This window comes from Agrococcus sp. Marseille-P2731 (assembly GCF_900117395.1).
Classification (GTDB): Bacteria; Actinomycetota; Actinomycetes; order Actinomycetales; family Microbacteriaceae; genus Agrococcus.
Genome location: NZ_FPEG01000001.1, coordinates 763,251 through 779,539 on the forward strand (window position 1 = coordinate 763,251; position 16,289 = coordinate 779,539).

General features: G+C 71.8%; 16 protein-coding genes. 14 read left to right on the forward strand and 2 right to left on the reverse strand.

Features of this window, described 5'->3' with window-relative positions; all coding sequences use genetic code 11:
- The first annotated feature begins 20 nt into the window (after positions 1 to 20).
- The gene (locus BQ6202_RS03735; protein ID WP_072313092.1) at positions 21 to 578 is read left to right on the forward strand and encodes a dihydrofolate reductase; all 558 of its coding nucleotides are present in this window, start codon (positions 21 to 23) and stop codon (positions 576 to 578) included.
- Here BQ6202_RS03735 and BQ6202_RS03740 read toward each other — a convergent pair.
- Together BQ6202_RS03740 and BQ6202_RS03745 are read right to left on the reverse strand one after the other, a co-directional pair.
- Positions 548 to 2,254 carry a cell wall-binding repeat-containing protein gene (locus tag BQ6202_RS03740; protein WP_072313093.1) on the reverse strand — a complete coding sequence of 569 codons (1,707 nt, stop codon included), beginning with the start codon at positions 2,252 to 2,254 and terminating at the stop codon, positions 548 to 550. The two genes, BQ6202_RS03735 and BQ6202_RS03740, sit on opposite strands and share 31 nt — an antisense overlap.
- Positions 2,255 to 2,357: 103 nt before the next feature.
- Entirely contained in the window at positions 2,358 to 2,921 is a 564-nt protein-coding gene (locus BQ6202_RS03745; RefSeq protein WP_072313094.1) for a GNAT family N-acetyltransferase, read from the reverse strand.
- Positions 2,922 to 2,969: 48 nt separating this feature from the next.
- Between BQ6202_RS03745 and dapA the strand changes: the two genes are divergently transcribed.
- The 13 genes from dapA (at position 2,970) to BQ6202_RS03810 (ending at position 16,238) form a co-directional block, all read left to right on the forward strand.
- Positions 2,970 to 3,944 (forward strand): 4-hydroxy-tetrahydrodipicolinate synthase, encoded by a 975-nt coding sequence (dapA, locus tag BQ6202_RS03750; RefSeq protein ID WP_072313095.1) that lies wholly within the window; start codon positions 2,970 to 2,972, stop codon positions 3,942 to 3,944.
- 87 nt (positions 3,945 to 4,031) lie between these two features.
- Positions 4,032 to 5,705, forward strand: a complete 1,674-nt coding sequence (locus BQ6202_RS03755; RefSeq protein WP_268753739.1) for a ribonuclease J — start codon at positions 4,032 to 4,034, stop codon at positions 5,703 to 5,705.
- 115 nt (positions 5,706 to 5,820) lie between these two features.
- Positions 5,821 to 6,909, forward strand: coding sequence for an efflux RND transporter periplasmic adaptor subunit (locus tag BQ6202_RS03760; protein WP_083586932.1), 1,089 nt, complete (start codon positions 5,821 to 5,823; stop codon positions 6,907 to 6,909).
- Positions 6,909 to 7,604 (forward strand): ABC transporter ATP-binding protein, encoded by a 696-nt coding sequence (locus BQ6202_RS03765; RefSeq protein WP_072313097.1) that lies wholly within the window; start codon positions 6,909 to 6,911, stop codon positions 7,602 to 7,604. The genes BQ6202_RS03760 and BQ6202_RS03765 overlap by 1 nt, the downstream gene beginning before the upstream one ends.
- Entirely contained in the window at positions 7,601 to 8,827 is a 1,227-nt protein-coding gene (locus BQ6202_RS03770; RefSeq protein ID WP_072313098.1) for an ABC transporter permease, read from the forward strand. The genes BQ6202_RS03765 and BQ6202_RS03770 overlap by 4 nt, the downstream gene beginning before the upstream one ends.
- A gap of 89 nt (positions 8,828 to 8,916) precedes the next feature.
- Positions 8,917 to 11,826, forward strand: a complete 2,910-nt coding sequence (locus BQ6202_RS03775) for an FtsK/SpoIIIE family DNA translocase (RefSeq protein WP_083586934.1) — start codon at positions 8,917 to 8,919, stop codon at positions 11,824 to 11,826.
- A 13-nt stretch (positions 11,827 to 11,839) separates the two neighbouring features.
- A complete protein-coding gene (gene pgsA / locus BQ6202_RS03780) occupies positions 11,840 to 12,442 on the forward strand; it encodes a CDP-diacylglycerol--glycerol-3-phosphate 3-phosphatidyltransferase (RefSeq protein ID WP_072313099.1) in 603 nt (200 codons plus the stop codon).
- The gene (locus BQ6202_RS03785; RefSeq protein ID WP_083586936.1) at positions 12,439 to 13,095 is read left to right on the forward strand and encodes a CinA family protein; all 657 of its coding nucleotides are present in this window, start codon (positions 12,439 to 12,441) and stop codon (positions 13,093 to 13,095) included. Before pgsA ends, BQ6202_RS03785 begins: the two co-directional genes overlap by 4 nt.
- Before the next feature lie 121 nt (positions 13,096 to 13,216).
- Positions 13,217 to 13,543, forward strand: a complete 327-nt coding sequence (locus BQ6202_RS03790; protein ID WP_072313213.1) for a helix-turn-helix domain-containing protein — start codon at positions 13,217 to 13,219, stop codon at positions 13,541 to 13,543.
- 3 nt (positions 13,544 to 13,546) lie between these two features.
- Positions 13,547 to 13,768: a DUF3046 domain-containing protein gene (locus BQ6202_RS03795; protein ID WP_072313100.1), complete on the forward strand. Its 222-nt coding sequence runs from the start codon at positions 13,547 to 13,549 to the stop codon at positions 13,766 to 13,768.
- Between the two features lie 195 nt (positions 13,769 to 13,963).
- Positions 13,964 to 15,040: a recombinase RecA gene (gene recA / locus BQ6202_RS03800; protein WP_072313101.1), complete on the forward strand. Its 1,077-nt coding sequence runs from the start codon at positions 13,964 to 13,966 to the stop codon at positions 15,038 to 15,040.
- A complete protein-coding gene (locus BQ6202_RS03805; protein ID WP_083586937.1) occupies positions 15,037 to 15,678 on the forward strand; it encodes a regulatory protein RecX in 642 nt (213 codons plus the stop codon). The genes recA and BQ6202_RS03805 overlap by 4 nt, the downstream gene beginning before the upstream one ends.
- A 74-nt stretch (positions 15,679 to 15,752) precedes the next feature.
- A complete protein-coding gene (locus BQ6202_RS03810) occupies positions 15,753 to 16,238 on the forward strand; it encodes a hypothetical protein (RefSeq protein WP_072313102.1) in 486 nt (161 codons plus the stop codon).
- The last annotated feature ends 51 nt before the right edge of the window (positions 16,239 to 16,289 follow it).

The window sequence follows — 16,289 nt, forward strand, 5'->3', positions numbered from 1 at the left end:
CGGCGAAGAGGGGCGAGCGGATGCTGGGCATGATCTGGGCGCAGGCGCGCGGCGGTGTGATCGGCGAGGCCGGAGACATGCCGTGGAGCCTGCCGGAGGACATGCAGCGCTTCAAGGCGATCACCATGGGCCACCCGGTCGTCATGGGTCGTCGCACCTGGGAGTCCTTCCCTGAGCGGTTCCGGCCGCTGCCCGGCCGCGACAACATCGTCATCACCTCCGACCGCGACTACCTCGCTGCCGGCGCGCGCACGGTCGCGAGCCTCGAGGAGGCGCTGGCGGCAGCGCGCGCCATCGCCGGCACCGAGGGTGAGGTGTGGGTGATCGGCGGCGGCCGCGTCTACCGCGACGCCCTGCCGCTCGCCGACCGGCTCGAGATCACCGACATCGACCTCGACGCATCCGGGGACACCACCGCCCCCGACCCGGGCGCGATCGCCGCCGATCAGCGCGCGCACGACGCAAGCCCGGCGGATGCGCCCTGGGCCGAGATCGCGCGCGAGCCCGCGACCGGCTGGCACACCAGCGCCTCGGGCTTGCGCTATGCCTACCGCTCGCTCGAGCGCGTCGCGGACTGACCGTCCAGCTGCGACAGCTCGCGCAGCGGGTTCGATCCGCTCTCGTGCGCGGTCCGGTCCTGGCTGGGGGACGCCGAGGCGGGCCCCGGACGCCCGGTGAGCGACCACGGCGAGTCGGAGATCACCGCGACGACGGCAGGACCAGCCGCCAGCACCGCCGTCGCTCGGATCGGCTCGCAGCAGTGCTCGAAGGGCACGCGGTAGCTCTCTCCGCCGTCGAGGAGCTCCAGCACCGCGAACACGCCGCCGCCGTGCGAGGCCGCGACGGTGCGCGCCGGGCTGCCGGAGATGAACACTGCGTCACCCTGACCTGACAGCGGCGTGCCCATCACGGGCGCGCTCGAGAGATCGGTGAGGCGCAGCGTCCAGGCCCCGTTCGTCTCGACCCTGAGGTACCGCGCCGGGCGCTCGTGGAACGCGGCGAGCAGTGCCGTGCCGCTGTAGGAGCCCGGGAAGTCGATCGGCTTGTCGAGCTCCTGCCGATCGGCATCGAGCACCGAGACGCTGTTCGTGCCGCTGCTCGACATGGTCGCGCGGATCTGCGCGTAGGGGATGCCGCGTGCGCCGAGGTCGATCAGTCGATCGCCCGAGCCGGAGTGCTGCTGCGGCGCGAACGTGCCGTACTGCGCCGCGATGGTCTGCTGCAGGGTGAGTGGGCAGTCTGCGAGCCTGAGCGCCGCGTCGCTGATCGTCGCCGAGCTGCCGAGGCCCACGACGCGGCTGATGCCGCGGCGATCGGCCTCGTCGCGCAGCATCGGGGTGATGGATGCGTGGCAAGCGTTCGGTGTGAGGAACATCGGCACGCCGCGGAGCGCGGCGTGCACGGCACCCGCGAGCGCGTCGGGGAAGTTCTGGCCGGTGGCGAGGAGCATCACGGGCTCGCTGCCACTCGGTGCGAAGCGCGCGTTGATGAGCTGCGCGGTGCGGTACCGGTCGCTGCCCGCGAAGCGCTCGAGCGATGACGCGAAGCCGCGGAGCCCGCGCTCGTCGGCGGCGCTGACGGAGGGCGCGCCGCCGGCGACGTTCACCGGCAGCCCGGCGACCGCAGGTCCCACGCGGTCGAGCCACGCCTGTGCGCCAGCCGCCGTCGGCGCGTGGTGGTCGAGCACCACCGCTGAGCCGTCACGCCCGGCGACGGAGGCCGCCACCAGCGCGTCGGGGAAGCTGGCGCCGGACGCGACCCACACGGACGCCACGCCACCGCTCTTCGCTCGCAGGCGCTCGAGGAGCAGCAGTGAGGTCTCGACGCGGTTGGCGCCGCCGAGGCGGGTGAGCGTCTCGCCGCCGCCGCTCGCCTGGGCGACCTGCTGAGCGCGAGCCGCGACGGCGTCCGAGACGGAGGACGCGGAGCCGACGATCACGACCTCCGAGGGGGCCAGCTCGCGGATGCGCTCGGCGACCACCTGAGGCAGCTCGTTCGGCGGGGTGAGGAGCAGGTGTCCGCTCTCGGCGGCGACCACGGGGCCCGCCGCGAGCGCATCCGGGAACTTCAGGCCGTTCGCCAGGAAGACCACGTCGCCCGTCGCGGGCGTCTGCCGCGAGATCTCCACGCTGGTCGCGAAGCGGTTGCTGCCGGCGATCCGCTCGCTGGAGACTGCTTCGGCGGCACGTGCTGCGGTCACGAGGCCGGTGGCCACGAGCGCGAGCGCGACGGTGAGGGCAAGGAGGGGGCGCATGGAGTTCCTCATCGAACGTGGCGGGGCGCCGCCGGACGGGCTGGGTGAGGCCGAGCCTAACCTTCAGGCAGAGCCTGACCGTGCTGCACGCGTAACGATCGCATCACGGGTTCGAGCGAGGCGCGCTGCGCTCGCGGTCGAGCGCGATCCAGTACCGCTCATAGGCACCGTGCTCGGCACTCGTGCGCACGTCCTCCAGCTCGCCCCCGGCGCCGACGATGGTCGCGCGCGATGCCGCGTTGTCGGCCTCGCAGCACAGCAGCGCCCGCTCGATGCCCATCGCTGCCGCGCGCTCGAGCACGAGCCGCAGGGCCTCGCTCGCGACGCCGCGCCCGCGCGCGGAGGGACGCACGCCGTAGCCGATGTGCCCACCCTCGGCGAGCAGCCAGGCGTTGAGCTCGTGCCGCAGGTGGATCGAGCCGAGCACCGTGCCCGACGCCTCGTCGTCGACGATCCACCACGCGGTCGCCGGCACGAAGCCGTCGATGCCCTCGGTCTGCTGCCGGCGCTCGCGCTCCAGCCAGCGCGCGAAGCCCGCCTCCGTCGCGAGCTCCTCGACCTCGAAGCCGAAGGTCGAGAAGCCGTGCAGCACCGCGCCGTCGAACTCGCGCATCGCGGCCAGCCACGCGGCGTGCAGGGCGGGGGAGGGCTCCTGGAGTCGGATCACCCGACGACGCTACCCGGGCGGCATCGAGCGGCGCGATATCCTCGGGGTGTGACACACAACCCATTCGGCCAGGTCCTCGTCGCGCTCGTGACCCCCTTCAGCGCGGATGGCGAGGTCGACTGGGCAGACGTCGAGCGTCTCATCGACGACGTCGTGACGGGTGGCGCCGACGGCATCGTCGTCTCCGGCACCACCGGCGAGACCTCGACCCTCACCGACCCGGAGAAGATCCGGCTCGTGGAGGTCGCCAAGGCCGTCGCTGGCGACCGCGCGAAGGTGATCCAGGGCGGCGGCTCGAACGAGACCGCGCACGCGATGGACCTCTACCGCCAGGCCGAGCAGGCCGGCGCCGACGGCGTCATGATCGTCACGCCCTACTACAACAAGCCGACGCAGGCGGGGATCCTCACGCACTTCCGCATGATCGCCGACGCCACCGACCTGCCGGTCATCCTCTACGACATCCCGGGCCGCTCCGGCATCCCGATCCGCTTCGAGACCATCCTGCGCGCCGCGAAGCACCCGAACATCCTGGCCGTGAAGGACGCGAAGGGCGACTTCGCCGAGGTCAGCCGCGTGCTGAACCAGACCGACCTGCTCTACTTCTCCGGCGACGACGCCAACGTGCTCCCCCACCTCGCGATCGGTGCCTCCGGCCTGATCGGCGTCACCGCCAACGTGGCGCCGACGCCCTACCGCACGATGATCGACGCCGTGAACGCGGGCGACCTGGCTACCGCCCAGGCGCAGCACAAGGCGCTCGAGCCGCTGGTCCGCGCTACGATGACGCACGTACCGGGCACCGTCGCCGCGAAGTACATCCTCCACGGCCTCGGCCGCATCGGCAGTCCGCGCGTGCGCCTGCCGCTCGTCGGGCCGGAGGATGCGGAGGCGGCACTCATCGAGGATGAGCTGGCACTCGTCTCCGACATCGACGGGCTCGACCTCACCCGCTTCCGCCCCGACCGCAACGCGGCGGCCGGAGGCGCACTGCCCAAGGTGCACGGCACCACGAGGCAGTAGCCCGGCCACAGACTTCCCTGCGCGCGAGGTGCGCGCCCCCACCACATCCGCTCGCAGCACCGCGAGCCCCATATCGAAGGAGGGCCCTTGACGGCCATCACTCAGCCTGCCCCGCTTGCGGCAGGCACGCTCCGCATCTTCCCGCTCGGCGGCCTCGGCGAGGTCGGCCGCAACATGACCGTCTACGAGCAGGACGGCAAGCTGCTCATCGTCGACTGCGGCGTGCTCTTCCCCGAGGAGCACCAGCCCGGCGTCGACCTGATCCTGCCTGACTTCGGGCCCATCCGCGACCGCCTCGACGACGTCGTCGGACTCGTGCTCACGCACGGGCACGAGGACCACATCGGCGCGGTGCCCTACCTGCTGCGCCTCAAGGCCGACATCCCGCTGCTCGGCTCGCAGCTCACGCTCGCGCTCATCGAGGCGAAGCTCAAGGAGCACCGCATCAAGCCCTACACGCACACCGTGAAGGAGGGGCAGAAGGAGCAGCTCGGTCCGTTCGAGACCGAGTTCATCGCGGTCAACCACTCCATCCCCGACGCCCTCGCCGTCGCCATCCGCACCTCCGCCGGCCTCGTGCTCCACACCGGCGACTTCAAGATGGACCAGCTGCCGCTCGACGACCGCATCACCGACCTGCGCGCGTTCGCGCGCCTCGGTGAGGAGGGCGTGGATGCGTTCCTGGTCGACTCGACGAACGCTGACGTCCCCGGGTTCACGGCTCCCGAGCGCGAGATCGGTCCGGTCCTGTCGCAGGTGATCTCGAAGACCACCGGCCTCGTCGTCGTCGCCTCGTTCTCGAGCCACGTGCACCGCGTGCAGCAGGTGCTCGACGCCGCCGCGGAGAACGGCCGCAAGGTCGCCTTCGTCGGCCGCTCGATGGTGCGCAACATGGGGATCGCGGCCGACCTCGGCTACCTGAAGGTGCCCGACAAGGTCGTGGTCGCGCAGAAGGAGGCCGAGAACCTGCCGCGCGAGCAGGTGGTCTTCATGTCGACCGGCTCGCAGGGCGAGCCGATGGCCGTGCTGAGCCGCATCGTGAACGGCGAGCACCGCATCGAGGTCGGCGAGGACGACACGATCATCCTCGCCTCGAGCCTCATCCCCGGCAACGAGAACGCCGTCTTCCGCATCATCAACGGCCTGATGCAGCTGGGCGCGAAGGTCGTGCACAAGGGCTCCGCCAAGGTGCACGTCTCCGGCCACGCCTCGGCGGGCGAGCTGCTCTACTGCTACAACATCCTGGGCCCCGCGAACGTCATCCCCGTGCACGGCGAGTACCGCCACCTGCACGCCGCTGCGCAGCTCGCGATCGACACCGGCGTGCCCCGCGAGCGGGCGCACGTGGGCGAGAACGGCACCGTCTGGGATCTCAAGGACCACCGGATCACGGTCGCCGGCCAGCACGAGATCGGCTTCGTCTACGTCGACGGCTCGTCGGTCGGCCGCATCGACGAGGCAGACCTCAAGGATCGCCGCATCCTCGCCGAGGAGGGCTTCATCTCGATCTTCATCGCCCTGGAGTCGCAGACCGGCAAGGTCATCGTCGGCCCGGAGATCCACGCGCGCGGCTTCGCCGAGGACGACAAGGTCTTCGACGAGATCCGACCCAAGATCGTCAAGGCGCTCGCGGAGGCCGGCGAGCAGGGCGTGCGCGACCAGCACCAGTACCAGCAGGTCGTGCGGCGCACCGTCGGCCGCTGGGTGGGCACGCGCATCCGTCGTCGCCCCATGATCGTCCCGGTGGTCATCGAGGCGTAGGGCGCACGGCGCATCTCATCCGTGAGGATGAGCGCCGGTCGCGTCGGCGCCGCCTAGGTTGGTCGGTAGGGCGCCGACGCACGACGCACGGCCCCGTGCCTGAGAGGACGTCGCCGTGCCGCCGATGGATGAGATCGACCCTGCTCGCGCGAAGCGCCAGCAGCAGCTCGAGGCGCTCGAGCGCAAGCAGCTGCACAAGGCCGAGCGGGCCGCCCGGGGGCCCGGCGCCTGGCGCACCTGGGTGCTGCCGGTGCTGAAGCTCGCGGTCGCCGCGGCGATCGCGATCGCGCTCGTGAAGCTGGCGTTCTTCCCCGCGGCGGAGGAGGCCGCCGCCGAGGACCCGATGGCGGGAGCGATGTTCGCCGAGCCGACCGCCGCGGTCTCGCGTGGCTCGATCGAGAACGCCGTGTCGCTCGACGGCACCGTGGTGCCCGTGGAGGCCGTCCCCATCCGCTCGACGCAGACGGGCACCGTCGCTCGCGTCTTCGCGGCGGATGGCGTCGTGGTCGAGGAGGGCGCCGTGCTCTACACGGTCCGCGTCGAGTCGCAGCCGGAGCCCGACGAGGAGGGCAACCTCAGCGAGCCCACCTTCGCGATCTGGAACGTGCGCGCTCCTGCCGCCGGGACCCTCACCGGCTTCACGCTGCTGCAGGGCCAGAGCGTCGAGCTCGCCGGCGAGACCGGTGCCGTGCAGCCCCCGCAGCACCTCGTGCAGGCGTCGGTGGGTGCCTCCGACCAGTACCGACTGTCGACGCAGCCAGAGTCGGCGATGGTGACCATCGACTCCGGCCCCGCACCCTTCGAGTGCACCGACGTCGCCATCCGGCAGCCTTCGGGCGAGGAGATCGGCACGGGCGCGACGGCGACCCTGCAGTGCACCGTGCCGGACGGGGTGCGCGTGTTCGTGGGCCTGTCGGCTGACGTCGAGCTCGCCGCGGGGTCTGCGGAGGACGTGCTCGTCCTGCCGACGACCGCCGTCCTCGGCAGTGCCGACGTCGGCATCGCCTACCGCCCGACGATCGCGGCCGACGGCACCGCGGGCGAACCCGAGGAGGTGCGCCTCGAGCTCGGCCTCAGCGACGGCACCGCTGTCGAGGTGCGCTCCGGGCTCGCGGAGGGCGACGAGGTGCTGCAGTTCGTGCCGGGCGCGGCCGATCCCTGCGCCGACCCCGCGACCGCCGACCCCGTGCTCTGCGGGTTCTGATGCCGCTGCTGCACCTGCGGGACGTCACGCGCCAGTTCGCGACGATCGACGGCCCGGCCCTGCAGATCCTCCGGGGCATCGACCTCGACGTCGCGGCCGGCGACCGGGTGTCGATCGTGGGCCGATCCGGCTCCGGCAAGTCGACCCTGCTGAACATCCTGGGGCTGATCGATCAGCCGACCACCGGCGTCGTCGAGCTCGACGGCGAGCCGGTCGCGCTCATGGGCGCGCGCGAGCGGGACCGGCTGCGCGGCGCCTCGGTCGGCTTCGTCTTCCAGCAGTTCAACCTCATCGAGGGCCTCACGGCCGCCGAGAACGTCGCGATGCCGCTGCACTACGGCGCGGGCAGGCGCTACTGGCAGCGGCACCGGCTGGCACGCGAGATGCTCCATCGCGTCGGGCTCAGCCACCGCGTCGACACGAAGGCGACCAACCTGTCGGGTGGCGAGCAGCAGCGAGTCGCGATCGCGAGGGCGCTCGTGCGCAGCCCGCGCCTGATCCTCGCGGACGAGCCCACCGGTGCGCTCGACATCGAGACGGGCGGTCGCATCATGGATCTGCTCGACGAGGTCGCCACCGATGCGGGCGCCGCGCTCGTCACCATCACGCACGACCTCGCGGTCGCCGCGCGCGCCCGCCGCGAGCTGCGCATCGTGGAGGGCCGGCTCGAGGCGACCGAGGGGGTCGCAGCGTGACCGACGTCGTCGCCGCCGTCCAGGATGCGTGGACCGAGCTGCGCATCCATCGCGGCCGCGTCCTCATGAGCCTCATCGGGGTGATGCTGGCGATCACGGCGCTCACGGCCTCCGTCGCCATCGGGGAGCTCGCCCGCTCGACGATCCTCGTGTCGCTCGAGGCGCAGTCGGGCAGGGCGGCCACGATCACCGCGTACGTCAGCCCCGCAGCGTCCAGCGTCGAGCAGCCGACGTCGAGCGACCAGGAGGCGACGCTCGACGCCATGGAGGCGACCGTCGAGCGCTATGCCATCGACTACGCGAGCCCCGTCGCGAGCGGCGACCTGCCCCTGGTCGCGCAGAGCGGCATGCGATCGGTGTCGATCATGGCCGTCGCCCCCGACTTCGCGGTCATGCACCACCTCGAGACGACCGAGGGGCGCTTCCTCACCGAGAGCGACCGCGCGCGCCTCGCGCCCGCCGTGGTGGTCAACCGCGGTGTGCTGGATGCGCTCGGCGGCGGCGCGCTCGCGCAGCACCGCACGGTCGAGGTCGGCGGCACCACCGCCGTCATCGTCGGCGTCGTCGATCGCGGGCAGAACGACAGCTGGCCGCAGGCGTGGATGCTGCCGCGCGACCTGGTGCGGGTCGCGGACGCCGCGCAGGGCGCGGTGTACATGAACCCGTTCCAGCTCGAGCTCTGGGTGCCGGAGGAGGCAGCGGTCGACGGCGTGCGCATGGTCGGCCACGATCTCCGCACCGCGCTGCCCGGCTCGACGGTGGACGTCCAGCGCAGCGACTGGCAGGCCTGGGACAGCGGCTTCGACCCGCTCCTGCCGCTCCAGCTCACGCTCATCGGCACCGCGACGGTGATCCTCCTGCTCGGCGCGCTCGGCCTCGTGACCGTCGCCGTCGTCTCGATCCGGCAGCGGGTGCGCGAGTTCGGCATCCGCCGCGCGTTCGGCGCCTCGCGCGGCCGCGTCTTCGTCGCGGTGATGCTCGAATCCGTCGTGGGCACGGTCGTCGCGGGTGCAGTGGGCATCGCCATCTGCATCTTCGCCTACCGGCTGCCCGTGGTGGAGGACCTCCTCACCCAGGGTCTCGCAGGGGCGACGCTGCCCGGCTTCCCGATGGGCGCCGCCGTGGTCGGCCTCGTCGTCTCCGCCGCCGTCGGCGCGATCGCCGGCAGCATCCCCGCGACGATCGCCGTGCGGTCCAAGGTGATCGAGGCCATCCGCTTCTGAGCTCCGGGGGGAGCGGTCGCGCAGCGTGTTCGCCGGCATCGCGGAGCGCCTGCGCGCCCGTGTCGCCGGCTCGACCTACAGTGATCCGCATGTCCAGCACGAAGCCGACGCGCCCGATCGCGCCCAAGAGCCCGGCGAAGGGCACGAAGACCTCGGCCACCACCAAGGTGCAGCAGCAGGCGCGCGGGACGAAGGCGCAGCCCGTCTTCGAGGACGACGGGCCCGGCCTCGGCCAGCGCGCCTGGATGGGCCTCGCGCACGCCACCGGCGGCGCGGCGCGCGTCTTCGGCCGCGAGGAGCTGGCGAAGGACGAGCGCCGCGACGGCGTGCCCTTCTTCCTGACGCTGCTGGCGATCCTCGGCGCCGTCGTCGAGTGGATCCTGCCGGCCAACGCGGTCGCGCAGGCGATCTCGGCCTACACCTTCGGCGGCCTCTTCGGCCAGGTGGCGATCGCGCTCCCGGTCGTCTTCGTGCTCCTCGCGCTCTGGATGTTCCGGCACCCGGCCTCCGTCAGCGACAACGGGCGGGTCGGGGTCGGCCTCGCCCTGCTCCTGATCTCGGTCGCAGGCCTCGCCCACGTGATCGCAGGCATGCCGGATGCGTCGCAGGGCATGCCTGCGCTGGCAGACGCCGGCGGCATCCTCGGTTGGGTGGCCTCTGCGCCGCTCGCCGCGCTGCTGCAGCCGATCGGCGCCGGCATCGTCTGCGGCCTCGTGGCCGCGCTCTCGGTGCTCGTGGTCACGCGCACCGCTCCCAATCGCATCCCGCAGCGACTCATCGAGCTGTACGGCTACCTGTTCGGCGTCGACACCGGCACCGAGGAAGAGCGCGAGGAGGCCCGCCGCGTCCGCCGCGAAGCGAAGGAGCTCGCCAGGGCAGAGGCTGCCGAGGCGGCGGAGGAGGAGCCCGTGGAGGGCGCTGACGCCCTGCCCTTCTGGCGCCGCAACTCGACGGGCCGCGAGGTCGACCCGCCCTACGAGGGCGTCGAGGCGCTCGATCTCGGCGACGCGCAGGAGCTGCCCTACGACAGCCCCGTCGTCGTCGATCGCGAGCAGCCGACGACGCGCGTCGGCCGGGTGCCGGCGCCGCCCGTCGAGCCGCGCCCTGGTGACGCCGGCGATGCCGAGCACGAGGACTACGCCACCGCGGCGCTCGCCTCGCTCGAGCACGCCGAGGAGGCGATGCGCAAGCACACGGGCGAGATCGCTCCTGGCCAGGCCGCCGCGCCCGACGACGCGCTCGAAGATGCGCCGTCGGGCGAGGGCACGTCGGTCGCGCCGGTCGCTCCGCCGCGCGAGCGGCCGTACCGGCTGCCGTCGATCGCGTCGCTCGGCCAGGGCGACCCGCCCAAGGCCCGCTCGCAGGCGAACGACGACATCGTCGCGGCGATCACGCAGGTGCTGTCCTCCTTCAACGTCGACGCGAAGGTCACCGGCTTCTCGCGCGGTCCGACCGTCACCCGCTACGAGGTCGAGGTCGCGCCGGGCGTGAAGGTCGAGCGCGTCACCGCGCTCTCCAAGAACCTGTCCTACGCCGTCGCCTCGAACGAGGTGCGCATCCTCTCGCCCATCCCGGGCAAGAGCGCGATCGGCATCGAGATCCCGAACCCCGACCGCGAGACGGTCAAGCTCGGAGACGTGCTGCGCTCGCGCGCGGCCGACGACTCGAAGCACCCGATGACGATCGGCATCGGCAAGGACGTCGAGGGCGGCTTCGTCGTCGCGAACCTCGCGAAGATGCCCCACCTGCTCGTCGCAGGCTCCACCGGCTCCGGCAAGTCGTCGTTCGTGAACTCGATGATCACGAGCCTGCTCATGCGCGCGACGCCCGCCGAGGTGCGCATGGTGCTCGTCGACCCGAAGCGGGTCGAGCTCACCGCCTACCAGGGCGTGCCGCACCTGATCACCCCCATCATCACGAACCCGAAGAAGGCAGCGGAGGCGCTCCAGTGGGTCGTGAAGGAGATGGACATGCGGTACGACGACCTCGCGTCGTTCGGCTACAAGCACATCGACGACTTCAACGCCGCGGTGCGCGCCGGCGAGATCGTGCTGCCCGCCGGCAGCCAGCGCAGCCTGAAGGCCTACCCCTACCTGCTCGTGGTGGTCGACGAGCTCGCCGACCTCATGATGGTCGCGCCGCGCGACGTCGAGGACTCGATCGTGCGCATCACGCAGCTCGCGCGCGCCGCCGGCATCCACCTGGTGCTCGCGACGCAGCGCCCCTCGGTCGACGTCGTCACCGGCCTCATCAAGGCCAACGTGCCGAGCCGCTTCGCATTCGCGGTCTCGAGCGTCACCGACTCGCGCGTGATCCTCGACCAGCCCGGCGCCGACAAGCTCATCGGCCAGGGCGACGGCCTGTTCCTGCCGATGGGCTCGAACAAGGCGATGCGCGTGCAGGGCGCCTGGGTCGAGGAGGCCGAGATCCAGCGGGTGGTGCAGCACGTCACCGGCCAGGCTCGTCCCGAGTACCGCGACGATGTCGCCGAGGTGGCCGAGAAGCGCGAGATCGACGCCGACATCGGCGACGACCTCGAAGACCTGTGTGCGGCGGCGGAGCTCGTCGTCTCGACGCAGTTCGGCTCCACGTCGATGCTGCAGCGCAAGCTGCGCGTGGGCTTCGCGAAGGCCGGCCGCCTCATGGACCTCATGGAGTCGCGCGAGATCGTCGGCCCGTCGGAGGGATCGAAGGCTCGCGACGTGCTCGTGCCGCCGGACGGCCTCGCGGCCGTGCTCGCCTCGCTGCGCGGCGAGGGGCCGGCTTCAGGTGCGCCGGCGGGCGCGCCCGCCCCGGTGCAGGCCGCGCCGAGCGCGCCGGCGGCCGCGGTCGCCGACGTCGCGGACGCGACCGACGCATCCGCTGACGACGGCTCGTGGAGCCAGGCCGACGACCCCTACGCCGACCCCTTCGACGAGGCGAACCGCGCCGGCCTCGAGGTGGTCGAGGCGGAGAGCGACGACGACGAGGACGCCTGGTCGCTCACCGGTCGAGACTGAGTAGCCTGCTGGCATGGGGATCCTGAGCCCGTGGCGCGGCCGCGTCTGGCGGCGCGGCGACGAGCCGGCGAGCGTCGCGAGCGTGCCGAACCTCATCTCCCTCGCGCGCATCCTGCTGACGCCCGTCTTCATCGTGGTCGCGCTGACGAACCCCGAGCCGGGTGTGGCGCGCACGCTCGGTGCTCTGCTGTTCGCCGTGCTGATCGCCACCGACTTCGTCGACGGCCAGATCGCGCGCGGCCGCGGGCTCGTCACCGACTTCGGCAAGCTCATCGACCCCATCGCAGACAAGGCGATCACGGGCAGCGCCTTCGTGGTGCTGTCGGTGCTCGGCGAGCTCGACTGGTGGATCACCGCCGTCGTGCTCCTGCGCGAGTGGGGCATCACCGCCTACCGCCTCCTGGTGGCGAGCCAGGTCGTGCTCGCGGCAGACTGGGCGGGCAAGGCGAAGACGATGGCCCAGGCGATCGCGCTGCCGCTCGCGCTCGTGCCGCTCCAAGCATGGTTCGGCGAACCGGGTGCCTGGATCTGCACGATCACCATGACGGTCGCGGTGGCGCTCACGGTCTACTCGGGCATCGAGTTCGTGATCCACGCAGTGAGAGGACGACGATGACGGATGCGGCAGGGCGCGCCACGCGCGCGACGAGCGTCGGCAGCGACCAGCGCGGCGGTGCCGGGGCGAGCAGTGCTCCGGGGAGCGGCCCCGCGGCCGGTTCGTTCGCCACGGTGCGCGAGATCGCGCAGCTGGCCGGGTCGATCGTCGCGCGGGCGGCCGCTCGCGGCATCACGATCGCCGTCGCCGAGTCGCTCACCGGCGGCCTCGTCGCCGCGACGCTCGTGCGCACGCCAGGAGCCTCTGGCGTCCTGCGGGTCGGCATCGTGGCCTACGCGACGCCCATGAAGCAGGAGGTGCTGCGCGTGCCCGCTGAGCTGCTGGCGGAGCGCGGAGCGGTCGACCCGGACGTCGCGATCGCGATGGCGCGCGGGGTGCGCCAGCTCGCCGCGATCGATCGCTCCGAGTGCACGATCGGCGTCGCGACCACAGGGGTCGCCGGGCCGGGCTCGCAGGACGATCGACCGCCGGGCGAGTTCCACATCGGCATGGAGATCGAGACGATCTCGGGCCGCGTCGCGCAGTCGTCGTCGCACCAGGTCACGGGCGACCGCGAGGAAGTGCGTGCCGCGGCGCTGCTCGCGGCCCTCCGGGAGCTCTCGGCTGCGCTCGATCGCACCGACCTCCCCATGCACAGCGAATCCACATCCTGACCTGGGCGCCCTGCGGAATGCATGATGTGACATGGGTGTTGTCAACTTCGTGGGCATCACGGCAGATCGCAGGAGAGCTGCCAGTAGGCTGATGCATCCGACCACGGTGAAGGGGGAGACCATGGTGCTGGTTCGACAGGAGATCGGCGATGTGCTGCGCGACACGCGGCTTCGTCAGGGCAGGACGCTGCGCCAGGTGGCGTCGCGGGCATCCGTGGCGCTCGGCTACCTGAGCGAGGTGGAGCGCGGTCAGAAGGAAGCCTCCAGCGAGATCCTCGCGTCGGTCGCAGATGCGCTCGACGTTCCGCTGTCCAGCGTGCTGCGTGAGGTGGGGGACCGTCTCGCAGTGCTCGAGGGCCTGAGCTTCGGCGAGCTCGACTCGCTGTCCACGACCGTGCCCGACACGCTCCCCGCCGACATGGTGGCGGAGTTCGACTCGGTGCACTGAGGGGTGCGCGCGAGCGAGCTGCAGACCGCGGTCGCCGATGAGTTCGGCGCCCTCGGTTCGGTGCTCATGACCGACCTCAGGCTCGGGAGCCTCGGCGGCCGCACCGGCGCCGAGGCCCTCGCCGCTGGGGTGCCGGCGCGCGAGGTGTGGCGCGCGCTGTGCGATGCGAAGGACGTCCCCTCGCAGCGCCGTCACGGCCGGGGGCTGCAGGAGCCGCAGCGCTGAAGTGCCGACGAGGGCGGCGTGTCGCATGGGCGACACGCCGCCCTTCGTTCGAAGATGCGTTCGATCGGAGCGTAGGCTGATCACGCACGACAGGCCCGCCATCCACAGGCGAGCCGACGGGTCGCACGCGTGTCAGTGGCCCGACGTACCGTGAGCGCACAACATCAGCCATGCACGGCGAACGGAAGGCCAGCAATGCCCACACCCGCAGACCGCGAGAAGTCGCTCGAGGCGGCGCTCGCACAGATCGACCGCCAGTTCGGCAAGGGATCGGTGATGCGCCTCGGCAGCGAGGATCGCGCTCCGGTCGAGGTCATCCCCACCGGCTCCATCGCCCTCGACGTCGCGCTCGGCGTCGGCGGCCTGCCGCGCGGTCGCATCATCGAGATCTACGGACCGGAGTCCTCGGGCAAGACGACGCTCACGCTCCACGCGATCGCCAACGCACAGCGCAACGGCGGCATCGCGGCGTTCATCGACGCCGAGCACGCGCTCGACCCGGAGTACGCGAAGAAGCTCGGTGTCGACATCGACGCGCTCCTCGTCTCGCAGCCCGACACGGGCGAGCAGGCGCTCGAGATCGCCGACATGCTCGTGCGCTCGGGCTCCATCGACCTCATCGTCATCGACTCCGTCGCGGCGCTCGTGCCGCGCGCCGAGATCGAGGGCGAGATGGGCGACAGCCACGTCGGCCTCCAGGCCCGCCTCATGTCGCAGGCGCTGCGCAAGCTGACCGGTGGCCTGAACCAGACGCAGACCACGATGATCTTCATCAACCAGCTGCGCGAGAAGATCGGCGTCTTCTTCGGCAGCCCCGAGACGACTGCCGGTGGCAAGGCGCTGAAGTTCTACGCGTCCGTGCGCCTCGACATCCGTCGCATCGAGACGCTGAAGGACGGCACCGACGCAGTCGGCAACCGCACGCGCGTCAAGGTCGTGAAGAACAAGATGGCGCCGCCGTTCAAGCAGGCGGAGTTCGACATCCTCTACGGCATCGGCATCTCGCGCGAGGGCAGCCTGATCGACTTCGGCGTCGAGCACGGCATCGTCCGCAAGTCGGGTGCCTGGTACACCTACGACGGCGACCAGCTGGGCCAGGGCAAGGAGAAGGCCCGCCAGTTCCTGATCGACAACGCCGACCTGGCGCTGCAGATCGAGCGGCAGATCCTCGGCAAGCTCGGTGTCGGCGCGACGGGCAAGGCCATCGCGGCTGAGCAGCAGGCGGCGGTCGAGTCGCTCGACGCCCGCAGGCAGGAGCGCCAGGGCGCGTGAGCGACCTCGAGCGGCCCGACCGCGACCGGCTCGCGGCCGTGACGGAGCTCTCCACCTGGATCGCCTCGAAGGAGGACGATCCGGTGGAGGCTCGTCCGTTCATCCGCGGCGGTACCTGGGAGGCCCCGGACGACGACGCGGAGGCGGATGCAGGCGCCGAGGTGCTCACGGAGCACATCGACGAGGAGGCGGCGCGGTCGATCGCGCTGCGCGCGCTCGGCCGTCGTGCGGCCAGCAGGCAGGAGCTCGATCGCACGCTCGAGCGGCGCGAGGTCGAGCCCGAGGTGCGCGAGGCGGTCCTCGACCGCCTCGCCGACGAGGGCCTGGTGGACGACGCGCAGCTCGCCCAGGACTTCGCGGAGCGGCTTCGCGTGCGCAAGCACCTGGGCGAGCGCGGTGTCGCGGCAGAGCTGCGCAAGCGCGGTCTCGACGCCGATGCCCTCGAGCCCAGCGACGATGAGGCCGAGCTCCAGCGTGCGATCGACGCTGCGAGCGACCGGCGCAGGCGGATGGGCAGCCTGGACGACGCGACGGCAGAGCGTCGTCTGGCGGGCTTCCTGCAGCGCCGGGGCTTCGGCGGCTCCCTGGTGCGCATCGCCATCGAGCACAGTCGGCCGAAGGGCCCGCGGTTCCGCTGAGCGGCCGCGGTGCCTGCCCGAACTTCGGGCGCGCATGCAGGTGCCCGTCATGCATCCTGGGCTATGTTGAGGCCATGAAGAAGACCAGGATCCTCACGCTGCCGGCCGTCGCCGCCGTCTCACTGCTCGCCCTCACGGGCTGCTTCCAGCTGCCGCCCGTCGGCGGCACCACCACCGACACCAGCACCGAGGACACCGGCTCCGAGGACACCGGCAGCGAGGGCACCGACAGCGGCGCCGAGTCGGAGGCGCCGGAGGAAGGCGCTTCGGTCGAGCTCGCCGGCACCGCCTGGTCGGGTTCCGACTCCGTCGGCAACGCGATGGACCTCGTGCTCGAGGAGGACGGCACGGTCCTCCTCAACGACTGGAACGGGGAGAACTGGGACGAGCCCTCCGACACCTGGGTCGTCGAGGGTGACCAGATCACCATGTTCATCTCGGGCATCCGCGACATCCAGAGCCTGGAGTACACCGGCACCGCAGCGCTCGACACCATGAGCCTCACCGGCGTCGACGGCAACGGCGACTCCGGCTACGACCTCACCCTCACGCAGGGCTGACGCTCCTCGTCCGATCTCAGCCGCCCCGAGCCCTGGCGCGGGGCGGCTTCG